The 22,779-nt window shown below is 36.9% G+C and carries 15 protein-coding genes; 14 read left to right on the forward strand and 1 reads right to left on the reverse strand.

Features of this window, described 5'->3' with window-relative positions:
• The first annotated feature begins 14 nt into the window (after positions 1-14).
• The 12 genes from CA834_RS11335 (at position 15) to yidC (ending at position 19,080) form a co-directional block, all read left to right on the forward strand.
• Positions 15-524, forward strand: a complete 510-nt coding sequence (locus CA834_RS11335) for a T9SS type A sorting domain-containing protein (protein WP_165764798.1) — start codon at positions 15-17, stop codon at positions 522-524.
• Between the two features lie 14 nt (positions 525-538).
• Positions 539-2,704 carry a translocation/assembly module TamB domain-containing protein gene (locus CA834_RS11340; protein WP_133085496.1) on the forward strand — a complete coding sequence of 722 codons (2,166 nt, stop codon included), beginning with the start codon at positions 539-541 and terminating at the stop codon, positions 2,702-2,704.
• Positions 2,705-2,741: 37 nt separating this feature from the next.
• Entirely contained in the window at positions 2,742-8,390 is a 5,649-nt protein-coding gene (locus CA834_RS11345) for a T9SS type A sorting domain-containing protein (RefSeq protein ID WP_094968835.1), read from the forward strand.
• 53 nt (positions 8,391-8,443) lie between these two features.
• The gene (locus CA834_RS11350) at positions 8,444-9,151 is read left to right on the forward strand and encodes a hypothetical protein (RefSeq protein ID WP_133085497.1); all 708 of its coding nucleotides are present in this window, start codon (positions 8,444-8,446) and stop codon (positions 9,149-9,151) included.
• 305 nt (positions 9,152-9,456) lie between these two features.
• On the forward strand, positions 9,457-10,548 hold the full coding sequence (locus tag CA834_RS11355) for a ThuA domain-containing protein (RefSeq protein ID WP_094968837.1): 1,092 nt from the start codon (positions 9,457-9,459) through the stop codon (positions 10,546-10,548).
• Between the two features lie 98 nt (positions 10,549-10,646).
• Positions 10,647-12,182: a glutamine-hydrolyzing GMP synthase gene (guaA, locus tag CA834_RS11360; protein ID WP_094968838.1), complete on the forward strand. Its 1,536-nt coding sequence runs from the start codon at positions 10,647-10,649 to the stop codon at positions 12,180-12,182.
• A gap of 51 nt (positions 12,183-12,233) precedes the next feature.
• Complete coding sequence (locus CA834_RS11365; RefSeq protein WP_094968839.1) at positions 12,234-14,138, forward strand: LysM peptidoglycan-binding domain-containing protein; 1,905 nt, start codon at positions 12,234-12,236, stop codon at positions 14,136-14,138.
• A gap of 1 nt (position 14,139) precedes the next feature.
• On the forward strand, positions 14,140-14,541 hold the full coding sequence (locus CA834_RS11370; protein ID WP_094968840.1) for an OsmC family protein: 402 nt from the start codon (positions 14,140-14,142) through the stop codon (positions 14,539-14,541).
• Entirely contained in the window at positions 14,542-15,093 is a 552-nt protein-coding gene (locus CA834_RS11375) for a DUF922 domain-containing protein (protein ID WP_094968841.1), read from the forward strand.
• Positions 15,090-15,326: a DUF3820 family protein gene (locus tag CA834_RS11380; protein WP_094968842.1), complete on the forward strand. Its 237-nt coding sequence runs from the start codon at positions 15,090-15,092 to the stop codon at positions 15,324-15,326. Before CA834_RS11375 ends, CA834_RS11380 begins: the two co-directional genes overlap by 4 nt.
• Before the next feature lie 143 nt (positions 15,327-15,469).
• On the forward strand, positions 15,470-17,086 hold the full coding sequence (locus CA834_RS11385; protein ID WP_094968843.1) for a CTP synthase: 1,617 nt from the start codon (positions 15,470-15,472) through the stop codon (positions 17,084-17,086).
• A gap of 86 nt (positions 17,087-17,172) precedes the next feature.
• Complete coding sequence (gene yidC / locus CA834_RS11390) at positions 17,173-19,080, forward strand: membrane protein insertase YidC (protein WP_094968844.1); 1,908 nt, start codon at positions 17,173-17,175, stop codon at positions 19,078-19,080.
• A gap of 604 nt (positions 19,081-19,684) precedes the next feature.
• Here the strand turns inward: yidC and CA834_RS11395 are convergent.
• Positions 19,685-20,692 carry a fasciclin domain-containing protein gene (locus CA834_RS11395; RefSeq protein WP_094968845.1) on the reverse strand — a complete coding sequence of 336 codons (1,008 nt, stop codon included), beginning with the start codon at positions 20,690-20,692 and terminating at the stop codon, positions 19,685-19,687.
• Positions 20,693-20,757: 65 nt separating this feature from the next.
• Here CA834_RS11395 and CA834_RS11400 point away from each other — a divergent pair, with 65 nt between their 5' ends.
• On the forward strand, positions 20,758-21,468 hold the full coding sequence (locus tag CA834_RS11400; protein ID WP_094968846.1) for a toxin-antitoxin system YwqK family antitoxin: 711 nt from the start codon (positions 20,758-20,760) through the stop codon (positions 21,466-21,468).
• Positions 21,469-21,584: 116 nt separating this feature from the next.
• Entirely contained in the window at positions 21,585-22,772 is a 1,188-nt protein-coding gene (gene mnmA, locus CA834_RS11405; protein WP_094968847.1) for a tRNA 2-thiouridine(34) synthase MnmA, read from the forward strand.
• Positions 22,773-22,779: the final 7 nt, after the last annotated feature.

Consider the following 22,779-nt stretch of genomic DNA (forward strand, 5'->3'; position numbering starts at 1 on the left):
AATTCCGAATTAAAATGAGAACATTTCTTCAAATTCTAATCCTATTGTGTTCTGTGCAAGTCTTTCAGGCACAGGATAATTCGGGCTACCGTATCATGCGATCAAATGTAGGTAGCAGTGGCTCTTCGCAGACGGTTGTAACCTCAAGTGGCACCTACAAAATAAGTCAAAGTATAGGACAGGCCAGTGTTATAGGTACGCATTATAATAATGGTTATTATTTGAGACAAGGCTATCAACAACCCATGCATAAAATTAAAATTGTAGAAGAATTTGATTTAGATCTAAATGCAAAAATATATCCCAACCCTTTTAGCCAAACTATAAGGATTACGTTCAGTTCTAAAATTGAAGAGGACATTTCTGTAAAGATTTTTGATATACATGGTAGAATTGTCCATGCCCAAGAGTTTTTACCTGCTCAAAACCTTGAACTGAGACTAAATGATATTTCAAGTGGAAGCTATTTTTTAAAGACGATTTCTAAAGGAAAGCGCTTCACCGCAAAACTGATTAAATTTTAAAAAAACCAGCAATTATGAAAAGACTATTACTAACCTTAGGATGCTTCATTTGCTTAGCATGGCAAATGTTTGCCCAAACCGATGGCATTACGTATCAAGCCGTGATAATTAGTCCGGACCCTTTGGAATTACCAGGTGTGGATTCCGAAGGCAATTATTTGCCAAACACCACCATTGCTATCAGATTTACCATTTACGATAGTGGCAATCAAATAGAATTCCAAGAAGTACAAATTACAGATACCGATGAATTTGGACGTATCAACCTGCTAATTGGTGATGCGGATCACGATTATTTCAAGGAAATAAGCTGGGATGGCACACCAAAGGACTTAAAGGTAGAAATTGATTTTGATGCAGGGAATAACTTTGAAACCATGAGCCGAGAACGTCTCACGTTTTTACCTTATGCCTATCACCGAAATATTACGGCAACGGGCACCTTAACGGTAGATGACAGAACATTTTTAAATGGCGAACTGCAAGTGGAAGGCCCAACAAATTTGCAAAGTACCTTAGACGTTAACAATGGTAACGCTACTAATTTAACGGGAACCTTGAATGTAGATGGTGTCAGTGATTTTAATGAGGCCCTGAATGTCAATAATGGCAGCCCCACAACACTTTCTGGCGATGTAACCATTGGAGGGAATAGTGTTTTAAATGGCACTTTAGATGTTATTGGTATGACTACACTAAATGACTTAACGGTTAATGGTGAGGCTAGTTTTGGGGATTTGGCAGCAGAAACACTTTTGGTTAATCAAAGTACAATCTTAAATGGGACTACCCGCATTGACGGTATGGGAAGTCAGATTCATTTGACATCAAATTTCCCTAACATTGGGACTGACATAGCTAATCATCCGGTATTAATTGATGGCGGTAAAAATGGTTTAGCGATAAAGGTGAATGGTAACCGTGAAAACGATACAAATTTTATAACCTTCTTTGATGATGCCCGAATTGAACCATGGGGACGCATAGAGGGAGAAACCGAAGCGGAGTTTACAAATAATGCCGACTACAATTTTGACAAGCGGTCGTTAAATTATGATTCCTATGATGCCATTTTTGATACGTCGGTATCTGCTTATGAGTTTGCCAAATCTTTAGGGGAGATCGGTATAGCATCCACATCATCTACTGGGTGTGTTGGTTTTGGTGCCTGTGTTACCGCTCCAATACCATCTTGGATCATAGGTAGTACTGCTCAATCTATTGTTGCGGCACTTCAAATTGTTGCATCTGCGGTAGGTGTCGTTATTACCCAAGATAATATTAACACTTATGACGATAATAGAGTAACCCTCCAAGGCGTAACTTATGCTTCAGGTGCAGGCGATTACGCGGAATATTTACTCAGAGAGAATTACAATGAAAAAATGACCTACGGTGATATCGTGGGTGTAAAAGGTGGTAAAATATCGAAAAATCTTGAAAGTGCAGATAGAATGATGGTTGTATCATACAAACCTATAGTTTTAGGAAATATGCCAAAGCCAGATCGTGAAGCAGAATATGAGAAGGTCGCATTTATGGGTCAAGTACCCGTCAATGTTTTTGGAAAGGTTGAAATAGGCGATTATATTTTGCCTAGTGGTAAAAATGATGGTGTAGGTATAGCAATAAAACCATCAGATATTGTCGCTTCCCAACTTAAGAACATCGTCGGAGTAGCCTGGTCGCAAACTGATAATACTTTTGGAATCAGTAAGGTTAATGTTGCAGTTGGAGTTAATAAGAATGATAGTGGCCTAATAATCGAAAAATTAGAAAATAAAGTAAACCAACAAGCAAGAGAAATCACGACTTTAAAAAATCAAATAGAAAACATTTTAGTTAAGATCGCTGCGATAGAAGAAGGTGCAAACGAAGGCCAGCTAAGATTAAACTCAAATACTGATGAACATCAGAATAATTCAAAATACAAAATTATTGAATCGACAGAAAGTGATATCATTTATTATGACATTACTAGAGATGATTTTGAAAAGGGTTTGCTTTTGGCTGAAGAAATGATTCTTGGTGCTGATGTTAAAAATGAAAAAGTCATAGAGGCTCTCAATAAACTTAAAACGGACTTAGCATTTAAGAATAAATTTTTTAAAAGAATTCAAGATGGATTGAGCAAGCAAATTCACTTTCATCAAGAAATTGATAAAAAAGGAAGACATTAATTGTAAAATTCTTTTTGGAGTTTAAAACCAAAACTTAATGAATAAACAGCTTTCGTTATCAGTCGTTATTTTATTGTTTTCTTCCCTTTTTATGGAGGCCCAAACTACGTCGATACCAGATGCTGATTTCGAAGAGTATCTAGAAACACATTCATCGGACGGCACTGTGGTTGCTATAGGAGACGCTAACAGTATGGGTGACGGTATTGCCAATAATGGATTGGTTGAAACTATCAGGATAAATAATGTGACCTTACTTGACGTTTCTAATCGCGGTATAGACGATCTTACTGGTCTAGAGGACTTTACAGCATTAGAAACCTTGTTTTGTAGTGAGAATAATTTGTCAGTTCTCAATGTTTCAAATAATACTAATCTGGTATCCTTAATTTGTGGTTCAAATAATCTTACGGAATTAGTTTTAAGCGCTAATACCAATCTAGAATCCTTGAACTGTTCAAACAATCAAATTCAGACCTTAGACCTTAGTAACAATGACGCATTAGAAAGCCTCACCGTTTCAGGTAATCAGCTCTCCGCTATTGATATCTCAAATATGTCTGGTTTGGTCACCTTGGGTGTTTCAAATAATAGAATATTCGGCCAATTAAATGTAAGCAATAACCCAAATTTAGAAGGATTGTTTTGTGCGTCTAACCAAATAAGCGTCTTGGATTTATCACAGAATACCGTTTTAAGAAATTTAGATGCTTCTAACAACGCCCTTACTGACTTAGACTTATCTAGTATCAATACGGTTGTTTGTCCAGATCCTCAAACGAACCCTATCACACCTTGCCAAGGTTCGTCCTCAATCAATATATCAAGAAATCAACTCGTTTCATTGGTGGTAAACAACGGTTTTAACGATTTAATTGCTCAGTTAAATAGTTCTGATAATCCTGATTTGTTCTGTATTCAAATTGATACTGACTTTACACCTTCAGGTTGGATTAAGGATGATTGGACCTACTATAGCTCAGGCGCCTGTGTGGATATTTTCACTTATGTGCCGGATGATAATTTTGAACAAGCTTTAATTGATTTAGGGCTTGATGATTTTTTGGATAATCTTGTTTTAACGGCCAATATCAATACTATTGCAAACTTAACGGTTTCCAATGCATCGATTTCAAGTCTTGTAGGTATTGAGGACTTCACAGCCTTAGAAAATTTAGATGTTGGTACTAATACGATTGAAAGTTTAGACCTGTCAGCTAACACAGCCCTGCAGGTATTGGATATTTCAAATAATGATATTGAAACATTAGATTTAACTACAAATACCGCATTAACCACCTTATACTGCGGAAGTAATTTGCTCAATACTATTGATTTAAGTGCTAATCTAGCATTAACTGTAGTCAATTGCTCCAATAATCTGTTAACCGGTTTAGATGTAAGTAATAATACCGACTTGTTTGATTTAGATACCTCGTTTAATCAAATTACATTCTTAGATTTAAGTTTAAATACCGCACTTACAAGTCTTTTGTGCAATGATAATAACCTGTTCGCCCTTAATATCAATAATGGAAATAACAACACCATCACCACATTTAACGCTACAAATAATGCAAACTTATTCTGTATCGAAGTTGAGGATGTTGCTCTGGCCAATGCTGCCGCTGGCTGGCAAAAAGATACTCTAGCAGACTATAATTTAACTTGTGGGACATACGTGCCCGACGATAATTTTGAACAGGCCTTAATCGACCAGGGCATTGATTCGGATAATACTTTAAACAATTTTGTGCCGACAGCTGATGTTAGCGGTGTTTCTGATTTGGATATATCCAGTCTTGGTATTGAAGACCTGACAGGCCTTGGAGATTTTGTAGCCTTGCTTGATTTGGACTGTTCTGGCAATGCAATTTCAGTTTTGGATTTAAGTTCTAATACGGCCCTGCAAACTTTAAATTGCTCAGACAATAGCATCAACAACCTTGAACTTGCAACAAATGTAGGGTTGACATCAATAGTTTGTAACGACAATGCACTGGTAACATTGAATATCGCAAATGGATTTAATACTAATCTTGCGGTCTTTAATGCCACAAACAACCCAACGTTGTTCTGTATTAATATCGATACAGCCATTTTAGGCAATATCCCACCAGCTTGGCAAATTGATGTTTTTGCTGATTATAACGATGATTGTGCAAATAACCGATTTACCGCCATACCAGATCCCTTTTTTGAACAAGCATTGATTGATTTGGCTTATGATGATGTTATTGATGGCCAAGTTCTAACGGCCACTATTGAGCTAGTCCAAAATTTGAATGTCAGTGACCAAGGCATTTCGGATTTAAGCGGTATTCAAGATTTTAGGACAATAGTGGAATTGGATTGTAGCAGTAACTTTCTGACTGCTTTGGATGTTAGTGGTTTAAGCTTTTTGGAGCGCTTGAATTGTAGTTCAAATTTTCTTGAAACAAATGACAGTAACAATCCCGGTGGTTTATTTAATATCACAGGAACCATAAGCTTGAAGGAACTCTTTTGTGCTAGCAATAATTTAATTGATCTTGACACGTCGCAAAATATAAATTTAGAGCTATTAGATTGTGCGGATAATAGTTTAACGGTTTTAAATGTCAATAGTAACACACTTTTAAAAAATCTTAATTGCTCCAACAATGCCTTGTCTAGTTTAGATATAAGCAGTAATGCAGCCCTAGAAGTCCTCAATGCGGATAGTAATGAACTCATTGAATTATTAACCCCAGGAATTCCAAATAACAGCTTAATCAATTTAAGTTGTGCCGACAATGATTTGACTGAATTATTAGTCAATAATTATCAAGGATTAGAAAGTTTAAACTGTGGGTCAAACGCATTGACAGAGCTTAATTTGACCGCTAACACGGGCCTAAACTTTTTATCCATTACCAGCAATCAAATTTCTGATCTAAATTTATTGAACAACATAGATTTAGTAGAGGCATTACTTTCCCAAAATAATTTATTACAATTAGATGTTTCTGCCAATACATCTTTAGAGCATCTTAACTGTGCATTTAACGACCTTACGGAACTCAACATTGATTTAAATACCCTATTAAAACGCCTTTATGGTGCTTCAAACCAACTTACAGCATTGGATTTGAGTAACAATAGTGGCCTTATAGATTTTGATTTTAGCTCAAATGCCATAAATAACTTAAGCCTGTCTAACGACCTCGGTGCATTGAAACGACTTAATGTAAGCAACAACCAAATTGAAGGTAATTTAGATTTAACCACAATGGCAATTGCGGCCTGTGTGGCCCAACCCACTCAAACAAATTTTTGCCCAGACACAATTTCTATAAATGTTTCTAACAACCTTTTGGATTTTGTAAATATTCAAAATGGTATCAATGGAGATATAGCGAATTTGAATGCGGTTAATAATCCAAACCTGGAGTGTATCCAAGTTGATGATGCCAATACTATCGGCGCAAATTGGCAAAAAGACGAAACGACATCTTATAGCGAAGATTGCAATTTTGGTGAAACCTTTGTGCCCGATGATAATTTTGAACAGGCACTTATAGACTTAGGATTGGATTCAGGACCCTTAAACGATTTTGTACCGACCGCAAACATAGAAGGCCTTACCAATTTGGATGTCAGTGGTAATGCCATTGCTGATTTAACTGGCATAGAAGATTTCGTAGCCTTGGAAAGTTTAGATGTTTCTAATAATGTGTTGAGCGATGTTGAACTCAGTTCGAACATAAATTTGGTGAGCCTCAATTGTGCAACTAACCTATTACCTCAATTGAATATTCAAAATAATTCAAATTTAATGATTTTAAATTGTGCTGAAAATTCCATAAATACAATCGATGTTACGGCCAATATAAACCTGACGGATTTAAATATTTCAGACAATGTATTCACTGCTTTTTCGCCAAGTGAGGTGTTATCCTTACAAGTTTTCAACTGTGATAATAACCAAATTATAGAACTCAATTTTCAACAAAACCAGGATTTAATAAGTCTTAGCTGTCAATCCAACACTTTAGAGATTCTTAATATTAGAAACGGGCAAAACGCCATTTTGATGGATTTAAATGCGCAGGGCAACCCAGAATTGACTTGTATTGAAACAGATGATGGTAACGTACCACCAGGCGCCACTTGGCTTATTGACCCAACGGCTCAATTTTCCACAGAGTGCTTTTTTGGGCAAACTTTTGTGCCAGATGATAATTTTGAGCAGGCCCTTATCGATTTGGGTTATGATTCGGGCGCTTTGGATGACTATGTATTTACCGAAACTATTCAAGACCTCACTTTTTTGAATGTGAGTGGCCGTGAGATTTCAGATCTAACAGGTATCGAAGACTTTATAAGTTTAACCACTCTTGATTTTGAAAATAATTCTGTGGCTGCAGTGAATTTAGCGTCTAATACAAATCTAATTAATTTGGATGCCTCAGGAAATCTACTGACCGTCATAGACCTATCATTTTTACCAAACTTGACGGACTTGGATGTTTCCAATAATAACTTAACGCAGCTGAGTTTAGATAGTAATCTAGGCTTAATTGATTTGGACGTAGCCAACAATGCACTGACCAATTTGACTGTTGGCCAACAGGTTGATTTGGAAGAACTCAATTGCGCATCGAACCAATTGAGCAGTCTTAATGTCACCCAAAACCCAAATTTAACCCTCTTGTTCTGTCAGTCCAACCAATTAATAGCAGATCAACTTAATCTTCAGAACGGGAACAATGAAAATTTACAATTGTTCAATGCTACAAATAATCAGGATTTAGCCTGTATTTTAGTCGATGATCCTGTGGCGGTTATCAACAATACAGAAGGGTTTTACGACAGTTGGTTTAAAGATGAGACAGCTAGTTACCAATCCGTATGTGCGGATGCTGATAATGACGGCATACCAAATGAGGATGATTTATGTCCCAATACCGAATTTGGTGCGACGGTAGATTTGTTTGGTTGTGCTGTAATCGATTTGCCAAATGATAATTTTGCCGTTTCAGTTACAAGTGAAACCTGCTTAAATAGCAATAATGGTATAATAACTATAATTGCGCAAGAACTTTATAATTATAACGTATCACTTGTACGTGATAACTTTTCGCAAGATTATAACTTTACGAATGACATAGACATCTTTAATCTTTTGGCAGGAACTTATGAGATGTGCATTACCATTGAGGAGTGGCCCGATTACCAAAGTTGTTACACCATTGTTATTACCCAACCAGACCCACTAGAAGTATTTTCAAATAGAATGGCTTCAGGAAATATTTTATCTGTAATTATGACGGGCAATTCCAAATACAATATAGAATTTAACGGGGACCTCTTTACGACCTATAATCCAAGTATTAACTTAGAATTGCAACAAGGGGTAAATAGCTTAAAGGTGTATACAGATTTGGACTGTCAAGGCATCTATCAAGAACGCATAGTCCTCTCAGATGAACCTATCGTAACACCAAACCCGTTTAACAACCGACTTAGTATTTATACCAATTCCAATAATGAAGATATTATTGTACATATCTATAATATATTTGGGCAGCGCGTTCTGAGTGAGACTTTCAATCATCATACGAATGATATTCAAATAGACACCAACCGATTAGCGGCTGGAATGTACCTGATGGCAATACAAACCGATAATGAGACGACGACCCATAAAATTATAAAAGAATAAATTCAGAATGATTTTCAATGATTAAAGTTCTGATGCTACAAAATAAGATACAGATGAAACGCCTAACCTATTTACTATCCATATTTATTGTCCTATTTGGATGTAGTAATCCTTCAGATGGTACTCCAGAGAATGGCAGCGGCAATGGAGGTAGTCAAGATGACCCAAATGGTGTGCTGTTGGTTTTTCCTGAGGAAAGTTCCTTATGTAACGAAGGCACTGAACCAACACCGACTCAAAGTACGGTTTTCTTTGAATGGGAACCAAATGATAATGCCCAAAGCTATACACTTACTGTAGAAAATTTAGCAACAGGGGCTATCTCACAATTTGACACCGAAGATTTTATTTTTCCGGTCACTATAGAACGTGCCCAGGCATTTAGGTGGTCCGTGAATTATGAAGCCCAAGGCGAAACAAAGGAAAGTGAAGTTTGGAATTTTTATAATGCAGGTCCGGGTGTTCAAACCTATCCGCCCTTTCCTGCAGAAATCATAGCACCAACTATGGCCCAAAGTCTTCCCGCCACAAGCTCCGTAGTGTTGCAGTGGAATGGAAGTGATGTGGATGAAGATATTACGGGTTTCGATTTGTATTTTGGAACGGAGAATCCTCCAGCGATTATGGTAACTGATATTTTGGTAAATCAGTCAACTGTCTCAGTGACTGCAGGAACTATTTATTATTGGAGTATTGTGACAAGAGATGCGGCAGGAAATTCATCGGAGTCTGGTGTGTATCAATTTGTAGTCTTGGATTAATCTAAAACTCAAGACACAGAAAGGGGGCACATCTTGCCTTGATGCATTAAAGCAAATATGAGAAGTTAAATTATTTGCTTGAGGAGCGTTGTTCTCGCTAGTTTTAATAAAACGATATAACTGCTTAAAAAAAGTGTACCCCAAGCTCTTTGTGTGCTAAATAATAACTTAAGGGCTGCCCCTAAAGAATCTTTATTAATATTATTTTCTTAATTTTTTTGAATAGTTTTGATAAATAGATTTTGAAATTCTTTTGAGGACATCCGTTAAGGGCTATTTTTACGTAAATAAATAAACAACAGTTCATGAAAGGAATCCTACAAATTTCAATAATTCTTATTGTATCAATGTCATCATTCGCACAAAGCAGGATTCTTGTATACCATGAGACTAATCAATTTAGGCACGAATCCATCAATGCTGGGATATCCATGTTTGAGGACCTAGGTAATGAAAATGGAGATTGGATTACAGACAATTCTCAAGATTCATCAGTGTTTACGGCTTCAAATTTAGCTCAATACGATGCGGTTGTTTTCTTAAATACCTCAGGTAGTGATGAGACAGGAGGCGATGGCGATTTGTTGTCTGCATCAGAAAAGATAGCATTAGAAAACTTTATTGCAAGTGGGAAAGGCTTTGTTGGCGTGCACGCAGCCACAGATACATATAGAGATGGAGTTTGGCCATTTTATAACGAATTAGTGGGTGCTATTGTTCAAACAAGTCCTAACCATACCGCAAATAACTTTAATGCAGATATGGAGGTTATCACTAGCCATCCAATAATTGATTTTTTAGGGCCTCTAGGATCAATCTGGAATAAGGATGAAGAATACTATTATTGGCAAATTAATGGTGGGCAGTTAAGTACAGATAATACGGTATTGCTTGAGGTTGAGCAAACAGGGAGCAATCCTTATGACGCCGCACGCCCCATTACTTGGTACAAAGAAGCTATTACCTATGATGATGATGGTGACGGCGCTACGCCAGAAGTAACTTTGTCTGGTATTCGTTCGTTTTATACGGCACTTGGACATAATAGTAGCGATTATAATAACAATACCAATTTCAGAACGATGCTCAAGAATGCAACCCTTTGGGCGATTGGAGATGCATTATCAGTTACAGAACAATCTATGGGAAGGCTCAAGGTTTATCCCAACCCAATGGAAGATTATATAATTATATCAATGCCTAATTACACATCTCCTTCTGCTAAGGTAAGTGTGTTTAACGGAACGGGTCAAATTATTCTAACGACCCAGATAGATGGATTACATAGTTCTGGAAATAACTATAGATTAGAAATGGGAAATCTTAAAAGTGGGGTTTACTTGCTGGAATTGAAATCCGATGATGAAACTGAACAGATAAAGTTCGTTAAAAAGTGACTTTTTCTTCCAACAAACTCATGGTGATTTGTTAATAATTGAAGCAAAAAATTGCAGATCGCAAATCGCCTATCTGAAAGCAATTGTTATTTTTGCACATGCAACATAACAAGGTACTTATTTTAGATTTTGGTTCGCAGTATACGCAGTTAATTGCGCGCCGAGTTAGGGAGTTGAATATTTACTCCGAAATCCATCCGTTTAATAAAATTCCAACAGACCTAAGGGACTATAATGCTGTAATCCTTTCTGGTAGTCCCGTTTCGGTTCGATCTGATGAAGTACTTCACCCAGATTTATCAAATATCAGAGGAGAAAAACCAATCTTAGCCGTGTGCTATGGAGCTCAGTATCTGGCGCATTTTTCAGGAGGTGAAGTGGCCGAATCCAATACAAGGGAATACGGTAGGGCCAATCTGGGTTACATTAAAGAGAATGAAGATTTTTTTGAAAATATTCACGAAGGTAGTCAAGTATGGATGAGCCATAGCGATACCATAAAACAATTACCAGAGCGAGGCGTATTGTTGGCAAGTACTGAAGATGTAGAAAACGCAGCCTTTAAGATCGAAGGAGAGGATACATATGCTATACAGTTTCACCCAGAGGTATACCACTCTACCGATGGTCATCAGCTATTACATAATTTCCTCATTAAGATTGCAGGTGTAAAACAAGACTGGACACCACAATCCTTTGTTGAGGAAACCGTAGAAGGCTTAAAGACTAAATTGGGTAATGATAAAGTCGTGCTAGGATTGTCTGGTGGAGTAGACTCTTCCGTGGCAGCAATGCTTTTGCATAAAGCTATTGGAAAAAATCTCTATTGTATTTTTGTGAATAACGGTCTACTTCGTAAAAATGAATTTGAAGATGTGTTACATCAATATGAGGGCATGGGCTTAAACGTTAAAGGCGTAGATGCCTCGGCACGCTTTTTGAACGCACTTGCCGGTAAGAGTGATCCAGAAGAAAAGCGAAAAATTATAGGACGCGTGTTCATTGAAGTGTTTGACGATGAAGCACATCTTATTCAAGATGTTAAATGGCTGGCACAAGGTACCATTTACCCTGATGTTATTGAAAGTGTTTCCGCTACTGGTGGACCGAGTGCAACCATTAAAAGTCATCACAATGTCGGTGGTTTACCCGACTTCATGAAACTTGAGGTAGTAGAACCTTTAAAGTCCTTGTTTAAAGATGAAGTGAGGCGTGTTGGAGCTTCCATGAACATGGATGCCATGTTGTTAGGAAGACACCCATTTCCTGGACCAGGTTTAGCAATTCGTATCCTAGGAGATCTAACCCCTGAGAAAGTACGTATATTACAGGAGGTTGATGCTATTTTTATTAATAACCTGAGATCTTGGAATTTGTACGATAAAGTTTGGCAAGCGGGCGCAATGCTATTGCCTGTAAACAGTGTTGGTGTAATGGGAGATGAGCGTACCTATGAAAAATGTGTGGCCTTGAGAGCCGTGGAAAGCACAGATGGAATGACAGCGGATTGGGTAAATTTGCCTTATGAATTTTTGCAAAAGACCTCTAATGAAATAATAAATAAGGTAAAAGGCGTTAATAGAGTAGTGTATGACATTAGTTCAAAACCACCTGCAACTATAGAATGGGAATAATTGTGACCCCAAGGACTCACGATTATCCAGTTAAAAAGTGAACCGTTTAGTATGAAGAAATTTTTAAGTATCATTTGTATTGTCTTTTTCATGGGTCTTAATGCTCAAAATTATAAGACCCATAAGGTAAAGGCCGGTGAGACCATAGAAAGTATTTCTAAACTCTATTTGGTGACACCTTTTGATATTTATGCATTAAATCCCGATGCTAAAGAAAATCTTAAACTGAATACTGTTCTCATTATTCCAGATTCTAAAGTTAAGAATGAGCCAGTGCAAGAAGAATACAGGGAACTGATAGGTTACAGAAGCCATAAGGTACGGCGTAAGGAAACCTTGTATAGCTTATCTAAAAAATACAATGTTACAGAGAGTGAAATTAAGAAAGCTAATAGGTCCTTATATTCTGAGAACTTAAAAAAGGGAGATCGCATTCGAATCCCAAAATATAGAACGGTTATATCTAAGAGAACCTTAGATAATACTATAAAAAAATATACCGTCAGACCTAAAGAGGGTAAATGGCGTATAGCTTATAAGTTTGGAATTACCGTTGAAGACTTGGAAGGACTTAACCCAAATATGAAAGAGGTCATTCAACCAGGTGATGAGCTCAATGTCCCCAATATTGAAGATACCGAGGAAAAGGCCATTGACTCAACCTATAATTATTATGAGGTTTTACCTAAGGAAGGATTTTACAGGTTAAAAATAAAATTAGGTCTTACCCAAGAGCAATTAGAAACATTGAACCCAGAACTCAAAGAGGACGGGTTAAAAGAAGGTATGGTTTTAAAAATCCCATCCGATGTAGATGTAGTTACTAATTTGACGGACATCGATACAACGAGCTTAACCCTTGGCTTAAGCAATTTTAAAACAAAGAAATTAGCTGTAATGTTGCCATTTCAGCTGAATAAAATAGATACAGACTCCATACAGGAAACTAAGGACCTCATTAAAAATAGAAGACTATTGTCTGTTGTTCTAGATTTTCACGCGGGTGTATTAATGGCGTTAGATTCAGCTAAACAATTAGGTATTTCTACAAATTTAAAGGTTCTAGATACGCGCTATCAACTTGCAGAAACAAGAAAGATTCTAGAAGACAACGACTTTTCGGATTATGATGCTGTTATCGGACCAATGAATGTAGATGCCTTAGATAGGGTTGCCATTAGTTTAGGGAGTGATAGGGTTCCTGTTATTGCGGCACTAACGAAGCCTAAAGAAGTGTATTCTAATGTATTTCAAACAATTCCTAAAGATGAGTTGCTTCAAAAATCAATGATAGACTTTATTAAGGCCGACAGCCTTATTTCTAATATTGTGGTTATTTCTGACTTGGCAAATAAACCCACAAGCGATATGCTGAAGCGCGAATTTCCAGGTGCTAAGCAAATTTTTTCCAAGAAAGATAAAAAGACAGATAAAGATGGTTTTTTCTTATATCCTACGGATTTGGAAAATGTATTTATGCCGGGTAAAACCGTAGTTTTTTTAGAAACAGATAGCAATTCTTTTGCCTCAAGTGTAATTAGTATGCTGAATGGATTGTTGGTAGATGAAACAGAAATAGTTCTAGTGACTTTAGATAAAAATAATGCCTTTGAGGGTAAGAATATAGACAATTATCATTTGTCTAATCTTAAATTTCACTATCCCTCTGTAAATAAGAATTTTGAAGAGGCTAAACCTAATAGTTTTGTTAATTCCTATCGCAATACCTATGGGGTATCGCCAAGTAAATATGCCTGTCGAGGTTTTGATATCACTATTGATATTTTGCTCAGGTTGGCATCAGCTGAAGATTTGTACAAGGCCTCAAGTAATGCTATTGCAACAGAATATATCGAGAACAAATTCAGGTATAATAAATCGCTGTTTGGTGGTTATACTAATGAGTCCGCTTATATTGTTAAATATGAGGATTTAAAAATTGTTAAAGTCAACTAACATGATGGCAAAAGTCACCTATTTAGGTAATCTCAGGACAGAAAGTGTCCACTTAAAATCCAAAAGTGCTTTTATCACAGATGCTCCTGTTGACAATAATGGTAAAGGTGAAGCGTTTTCTCCTACAGATACGGTTGCCACAGGCTTGGCCAATTGTATGCTCACGGTTATGGGTATTAAAGCTCACGATTTAGGTGTGGATATGTCCGGAACTACTGCTGAGGTAACTAAGATTATGGACAGTAATCCAAGACGGATTTCAAAAATTATTGTGGAAATCAGGTTCTCTTGTAATCCAGAAGCTAAGACTAAAAAAATCTTAGAGCATACGGCTAAGACCTGTCCTGTTCACTACAGTTTGCATCCCGATATTGAAAGGGACATCACGTTTAATTGGGATTAAATGTTCTTAAAAAACTTCGGAGCTTTATTGTTGATGCAGTTGGTAATAAGTCAATCTAATATTGAGGAGGTCTCTATGACCTGGAATGCATCAAGGCCTTTGACTTGGACGGATTTTAAAGCTGCTCCAAATTTTAACACAAGTGCAGTAGCCTTAACCGCTACAGGTATTACTTTTGGGTACTCTCTTGCAACTATAGACGAAAAAATTGTTGATTTCACCACGGATGTAAATGCGCATTTTTATCCAAATCAATCTTGGTACCTCAAGCAGAAAGCAGACCCTTACATCCTTAAGCACGAGCAATTACATTTTAATATCACGGAGCTGTATGTAAGGCTTTTCAGAAAAAAACTCAAAGGTCTTAAGGTAAACCAAAATATAAGTCACCAATTGGACAACCTGCATAAATCCATAAACCGAGCTGCAGATGAGACCCAAAAGCGTTATGATGTAGAGACGAACCACTCTATTAACAATGAGGCTCAAAAAGCTTGGGAAGTTGCTATTTCAGAGGCATTAAAGAATTTAGAGGAATTTAGCTCCAAATGAATTTAGACGATAATAGAAAGGCCTTGGTAGAATTGGCCAATTACAAAATGCCCTTTGGAAAATTTAAGGACCGATACCTTATTGATGTTCCGGAGTACTACTATACATGGTACAGGCAAAAGGGATTCCCGGAAGGTAAGCTAGGAAGGATGATGCAGCAGATGCATGAGATTAAGATTAATGGTCTTGAAGAATTCATATATAATATCAGAAAGGAATTTAAGAGAAAATAGCAGGTCATATCATTAATTTAAAGTCATTACAGCAAGTTTTTTTGGTAATAATAATGATTGTGGTCAAACATTTCAACAATCCTTAAACATTACTCAATTTACTCGTTTTATTTTGTAAATTTGCCTGCGTTTAAGAGCGCAACATGACCACAACTCCTAAGTATATTTTTGTAACTGGCGGCGTATCTTCCTCTTTAGGGAAAGGTATCATCGCAGCATCATTGGCCAAACTCCTACAGGCCCAAGGTTACAGAACCACCATTCAAAAACTAGATCCCTACATAAACATTGATCCAGGCACTCTAAATCCATACGAGCACGGTGAGTGCTATGTTACGGATGATGGCGCTGAAACCGATTTGGATTTAGGTCATTATGAGCGTTTTTTAAATGTGTCCACATCACAGGCCAATAATGTTACTACAGGCAGAATTTACCAGAGCGTGATAGACAAAGAACGTCGTGGTGAATTTTTGGGTAAAACCGTACAGGTTATTCCACATATCACCAATGAAATTAAGCACAGAATACAAATCCTAGGTAATTCTGGCGATTATGATATTGTTATTACTGAAATAGGTGGTACCGTAGGTGATATTGAATCCTTGCCTTATATTGAAGCTGTGCGTCAATTGCAGTGGGACCTAGGTGACCATAATGCCTTGGTAATTCATTTGACCCTTATACCATTTTTATCTGCCGCTGGCGAATTAAAGACAAAACCTACACAACATAGCGTGAAGACACTTATGGAAAGTGGTGTACACGCTGATATTCTGGTTTGTCGAACAGAACATGAACTAAACGATAGTATAAAGACCAAATTAGCGCGCTTCTGCAACGTAAAAAAGGAAGCAGTCATTCAATCTATAGATGCTTCAACAATATACGATGTACCTAACTTAATGCTAGAGGAAGGTCTAGATAAGGTGGTATTGGAAAAATTGAATCTAAAAAGTGATGAGCCAGACTTAAAGCGTTGGAATGAATTCTTAAAACGACATAAAAATCCTAAAAGTGAAGTGACCATAGGTTTAATAGGAAAGTATGTAGAGTTGCAGGACTCCTATAAATCAATATTGGAATCTTTTATTCATGCTGGTGCGGAAAATGAGGTTAAGGTAAATGTGGAGTCTATACATTCCGCGTATCTAAATGAAGGCAATGTAGAATTTAAGCTAGAACATTTAGACGGAGTACTGGTCGCTCCTGGTTTTGGTGAACGCGGTATTGAGGGGAAAATTGAGGCCGTGCGATACGTGCGCGAAAACAATATCCCATTTTTAGGAATTTGTTTAGGAATGCAAATGGCAGTCATTGAATTTGCTCGGAATGTCCTCGGCTTAAAAGATGCTAACTCTAGCGAGATGGACCCACAAACCCGATACCCCGTGATTGATTTGATGGAGTCTCAAAAAAATGTGGTTAAAAAGGGTGGTACAATGCGTTTAGGTGCATGGGATTGTACTATTTTGGAGAATAGTATAGCGCATAAAGTTTATGGCACCACTAAAATTAAGGAGCGCCATCGCCATCGTTATGAATTTAATAATGACTATAAAGAGCAGGTTGAAGCTGCAGGGATGAAGGCCACTGGTCTCAATCCTGAAACCGGTTTGGTTGAAATTATTGAAATACCAGAGAATGATTGGTTTGTTGGTGTACAGTATCATCCAGAATATAAGAGTACAGTAGCTAGCCCACATCCGCTTTTTGTGGCTTTTGTTGCTGCTGCATTAGAGTTTAAGAATAAAAAATAGTTATGCCTTTTTGGCGTAAATGGAATTTTGGATAGCTTTTTGGTTTATTCAAACAACTAACTTGAAAACCGTTTTTTCGGAAATATATGGAAGAAAAGAAACTAGATATTAATTCAATAATAGGGTTTGTACTCATATTCGGTATCCTATTATATATAATGTATCAAAATCAACCCACTCCTGAAGAGCTTGAAGCTCAGAAAAAAGCGGAGCAAGAACAGGTTGAAGCAGAGAAGAAAGTCAGTAAGCAGAATGAGTCTTTAATAACAGCACCAGAGGATTTTAGTAATAGCACAGTTATAGATTCGGTAGCACAATTAGAACTACAAAATAAGGTAGGTTCTTTTGCTTATGCATTAACCTTACCTTCGACTGAAAGAAGCTATACAACCGTTGAAACGGATGTTTTTGAATTAAAGTTTAATACAAAGGGCGGACACTTAAAGGAAGTTAAGCTAAAGAATTTTGTGGACTATGATTCAATACCTATATACTTGGTTAAGGATGATAACAGCGTATTTAATATAACCTTTGGAACATCTGACAATCGTATTTTAAATACACAAGACTTTCCTTTTCAGCCGTCCGTAACAAAAAGTGGAGAGAATACAATCGTTTCCATGAAACTGAAAGTTTCAGAGACTGAGTTTCTTGAATACCGCTACGAGCTCAAGCCAAATGACTACATGATTGATTTTTCCATCCAGTCACAAGGGTTAAGTGGCGTGTTCAATACCTCACAACCTATAACTTTAGATTGGAAACAAAAAGGATTGCGCCATGCTAAAAGTATAAGTTACGAAAACAGATATACGCGCTTGACCTATATGTATGATGAAGGAAAGGTAGATAAGCTAGGTCAGATGAATGATGACGAGGAAACCGTAGATGATGTGGAATGGCTGTCTTATAGACAACATTTCTTTAGTTCTATATTAGTTTCTGGAGATACGCCGTTTAAAAATGTAGCCGTGACCTCTACGGATTTGGTGGAGGACGAAGAGGTAGATACACTTTTTACCAAGCTTTACACCTCTAAAATGCCGCTAGCTTATAGTGGTGGTGAGCTGAATAAGAATTTGGGCTTGTACTATGGGCCAACGGATAGCAAGACTTTAAAGCAATATGATAAAGGTCTTGAGGAGAGTATTCCATTTGGCTGGGGCATATTCGGCTGGATCAACAAAGCTATTTTCATTCCGCTATTTGGTTGGTTGAGTGGTTTCCTGCCTTACGGTATAGCCATTATTGTAATGACTATTTTAGTAAAAATAGTCCTCTCTTTTGTGCAGTATAAGCAATTCTTGTCTCAGGCTAAAATGAAAATACTAAAGCCAGAACTCGATGCTATAAGAGCTAAGTACAAAGACAATAAATTAAAAGCTCAACAAGAAACCATGGCCTTACAGAGTAAGGCAGGCGCAAGTCCGTTAAGCGGTTGTTTGCCTGGTTTAATGCAAATACCTGTGTTCTACGCCTTGTTTATGTTCTTCCCAACCGCCTTTGACTTAAGACAAAAAAGCTTTTTATGGGCAGAAGATTTGAGTTCCTTTGATTCGGTTTTAGATTTACCTTTTAATATTCCGTTTTACGGTGACCATGTGAGTTTGTTTCCTATTTTGGCGGCAATAGCTATTTTCTTTTACATGAAAATGACCACAGGCCAGCAAATGGCACAGCAACCTACTCAAGAGGGTATGCCAGATATGGGCAAAATGATGAAGTACATGATTTATTTTTCTCCATTGTTAATGCTGGTATTCTTTAACAATTATGCTTCTGGTTTAAGTTTGTATTATTTTATTTCCAACTTAATTAGTATAGGAATTATGCTCGTTATTAAAAATTACATCATTGATGAAGATAAGGTATTGGCCAAAATCGAGGTGAGCAAGAAGAAGCCAAAAAAGGAAAATCGTTTCCAGAGAAAGATGAAAGAAATGATGGAGCAAGCCGAACAACAAAAACAGAAACAGCAAAAGGGAAAAAAATAAATACTATTTTTAAAGTCAATATAAGAAAAACCTTAATATATAATTAAGGTTTTTTTAGCGCTATACATCTCATAATACTTTCGTGACTAGTAACTGAGGGTCAGGCAGTCACTTGCTTTCAGCTAGGCTATTTAACAATAAAGGACATCATGTATTTATAACTATTATTTGAATAATTGATAGTTTAAATTACGCGTAATTTTTAGGTATTTAATAATTAGTAAAGGCTCCATTTGTGAAATATTTATTGTTCTCCCAGCAAGTCAGCCGATTCGTGTCACGTAAAAATCACCTGACTACAAGAGATTAATTAATTCCTAGCAACCTATAGAGGTGAATTTGTGCGTAACCTATGGTAAGGAATAATTTTGTCAAGCATTTATTTTTATTGATTGAAATTAAAATAGATGATAGGTGTATATCAAGGTATTTGCTTAGCGCTTAATTATTGTACTTTTAAAATAGGATATAATTTAAACAAGAAAAAAGTTTTTACTTTTCTTCATAAAAAAACCCAGACATTATTTTGTCTGGGTTTTCTACTAACTAAATCAATCAATATAAAAATGAGGTAATCAGCCTCGACTTTTCACAATTAAATTTTTTATTCAGCGGCAGGTAAAATCACTCTATCCACAGCATGCACAACACCATTGATAGCTTGAATATCAACTAAGGCTGCGATAATTCCTGTTTCTCTCTCATTACCATCTGTTATAGTTAATGTACTTACATCTAAAGTTAAATCACCACCTAAAGTAGGAATAGTTCCCTGTAAGTTTGGTAAGTCTGTAGATCTTACATTACCATTGGCAACGTGAACCAACAATACATCATTTACCGTTGCGGGGTCTAAATCCCCTAAAGCAGTATTGCCTGAAGGATCTAATTCCAACAACAGATCTTCAAAAGCAGAGTTTATAGGAGCAAAAACTGTAAATGGACCTGCTTCGCTGTCTGAAACCGTAGCTATCCATGGAACAGTAGGTGTACCTGTATCAGCTAACGCTAATGCACTAACCAAATTACTTAGCGCTGGATTAGCTGTAGCGAATGTCGCTATTGTTGGTAATCCAATAACGGTATCAACAATATGCACCACACCGTTTGTTGCAGTATTATCTGCATTATCCACTGTAGAAACACCATTTATAACGACACCGTTTGACGTGTTAAAGTAAAGGCTCAAATTATCACCATCAGCATTAGTAGCTCCTGTATTTCTGTAACCTTCACCTAAATTTACCAAGGCAGTGGAGTTGATGTTTTCTCCAATAATCACATGGTTCAATAAAATATTACGCACTAAATCTTCCTCAGCTGCAGATAAATTGTCCAAGTCTAGACCCGTAGCATTGAGTAAATCTGTAAAAGCAGCGTTTGTTGGAGCAAATACTGTAAAAGGTCCTGGACCTTGTAAAACAGAAACCAAATCTGTGGCCGTTAGTGCGGCAGCCAATGATGTTAAACCATTGTCTAGGGCTACATCTACAACGGTTGTTGATTGTACGGGGTTTCCGCCATTGTTGTCATCGTCATCACTACATCCAGTAAGTCCTAAAACCAAAAAGGCTACTGTCAATAATTTGAAAGTTTTTGAAATAATTTTCATTGTTTTGAGTTTTTAATTGTTCAACATTGCACAAAAAACTAATTTTGTCTAACAAAACTAAGCAAATGATTAAACAAAAATGGATAGTCGGTTTTATTTTTACAATAACTTTAACACAGTCGTTTGCCCAAAATTTGAAAAATCAGTACGATAGTGACGGTAAACGCCACGGGTTGTGGACAAAAAACTATTATCAAACCGATCAAAAACGCTATGAGGGTGAATTTAAGCATGGCAAGGAAGTAGATACCTTTAAATACTACCGATTAAATAAGGGTTTAAGTGTTCTTAGTGCCGTTAAGGTTTTTAATGAAAAAGATAGCTTGGCCGATGTTATATTCTATGCTTCTAACAAAAAGATTATAAGTCAAGGCCAGATGAACGGCAAGCGTTTCAAGGGGAAATGGATATTTTACCATAACAATTCAGATGGTATTATGACCATTGAAAATTATAATAATGATGGTCAACTCCATGGCGAAAGACTTGTTTATTATAAAAATGGTGCTATTGCCGAGAAATCATCATACAACAATGGTAAACTTGAAGGCCTTTATGAATGGTTTACTGAAAACAAGGTCTTATTACGTGTCTCAAATTATACAAATGGGCAATTAAATGGCACAACCACAAACTATCATGCTAACGGAGAAAAAGTTTCTGAGGGTCTCTATAAAAATGATGAAAAAGTTGAAATTTGGGACTATTATGAAAATGGAATACTAACAAAGAAAATTGACCATACCAACCAAAAAGTTATAGAAAAGCATGATTAAGTGGATAACCTTTGGTCATTAGAAATTTGATAAGGCAATCCACTAAGGTTTGCCTTTTTTATTTTGTAATTTTGCCACAAATTTTGGGACAAAGTCCATAAACTAAATCTTTTGAAGTGAAACGTGTCATTATTGGTCTTTCCGGAGGTGTTGACTCTAGTGTTGCTGCCTACTTACTGAAGGAGCAAGGTTATGAGGTCATTGGCCTTTTTATGAAAAACTGGCACGATGATTCCGTAACTATTTCTGATGAATGTCCTTGGTTAGAGGATAGTAACGATGCCATGTTAGTTGCTGATAAATTAGGTATTCCTTTTCAAACTGTAGATTTAAGCGAACAATACAAGGAGCGCATTGTAGATTACATGTTTAGCGAATACGAAAAAGGACGTACGCCTAATCCAGATGTACTTTGTAATCGTGAAATAAAGTTTGATGTTTTTATGGACATTGCCATGGAATTAGGTGCGGATTACGTTGCCACTGGGCATTATTGTAGAAAAGGAACACTAGTAAGAGGAGGTAAAGAAATCTATCAATTATTGTCAGGTGTTGACGGCAATAAAGACCAATCCTATTTTTTATGTCAATTGTCTCAAGCACAATTGGCAAAGGCCTTATTTCCAATAGGACATCTTACAAAACCACAGGTTAGGGATATTGCCAAGGCTCAAGATTTAATTACGGCAGAGAAAAGGGATTCTCAAGGACTTTGTTTCATTGGTAAAGTAAAACTACCAGAATTTTTACAACAGCAACTTAAACCTAAGGAGGGTGTCATCGTGGAAGTAGATGACAGCTTATCGGTGTACAATACGCCACGACCTGAATTTGGCTCAAAGTTGCAATTGCTAGAATTTCTATCTAAAAAACCTGAGTATAATTTATCTGATGGTAAGGTTGTAGGTAAACATCAAGGCGCACATTATTTTACCAAGGGTCAGCGGAAAGGCTTGGCCGTGGGCGGAACCAAAGAACCTTTGTTTGTTATAGATACAGATGTGGATGAAAATATAATCTATACCGGACAGGGCAAGAATCATCCTGGATTGCTTAGAAATGTCTTGTTTGTTTCAGAGAATGAATTACACTGGATACGAGAAGACCTTAGCTTAAAAGAAGGCGAAACTATGGAGGTATTCGCTAGAATCAGGTACAGGCAGCCACTTCAAAAAGCTACCTTGCACAAGGTTGAAACTGGCTTATATGTTGAATTTAATGAAATGCAGTCTGCCATAACTGAAGGGCAGTTTGTGGCCTGGTACCATGGTGAGGAGTTGTTAGGCTCTGGTATAATCTCTTAAATTTCCG

The organism is Winogradskyella aurantia (assembly GCF_002266855.1).
GTDB classification, from domain to species: Bacteria; Bacteroidota; Bacteroidia; order Flavobacteriales; family Flavobacteriaceae; genus Winogradskyella; species Winogradskyella aurantia.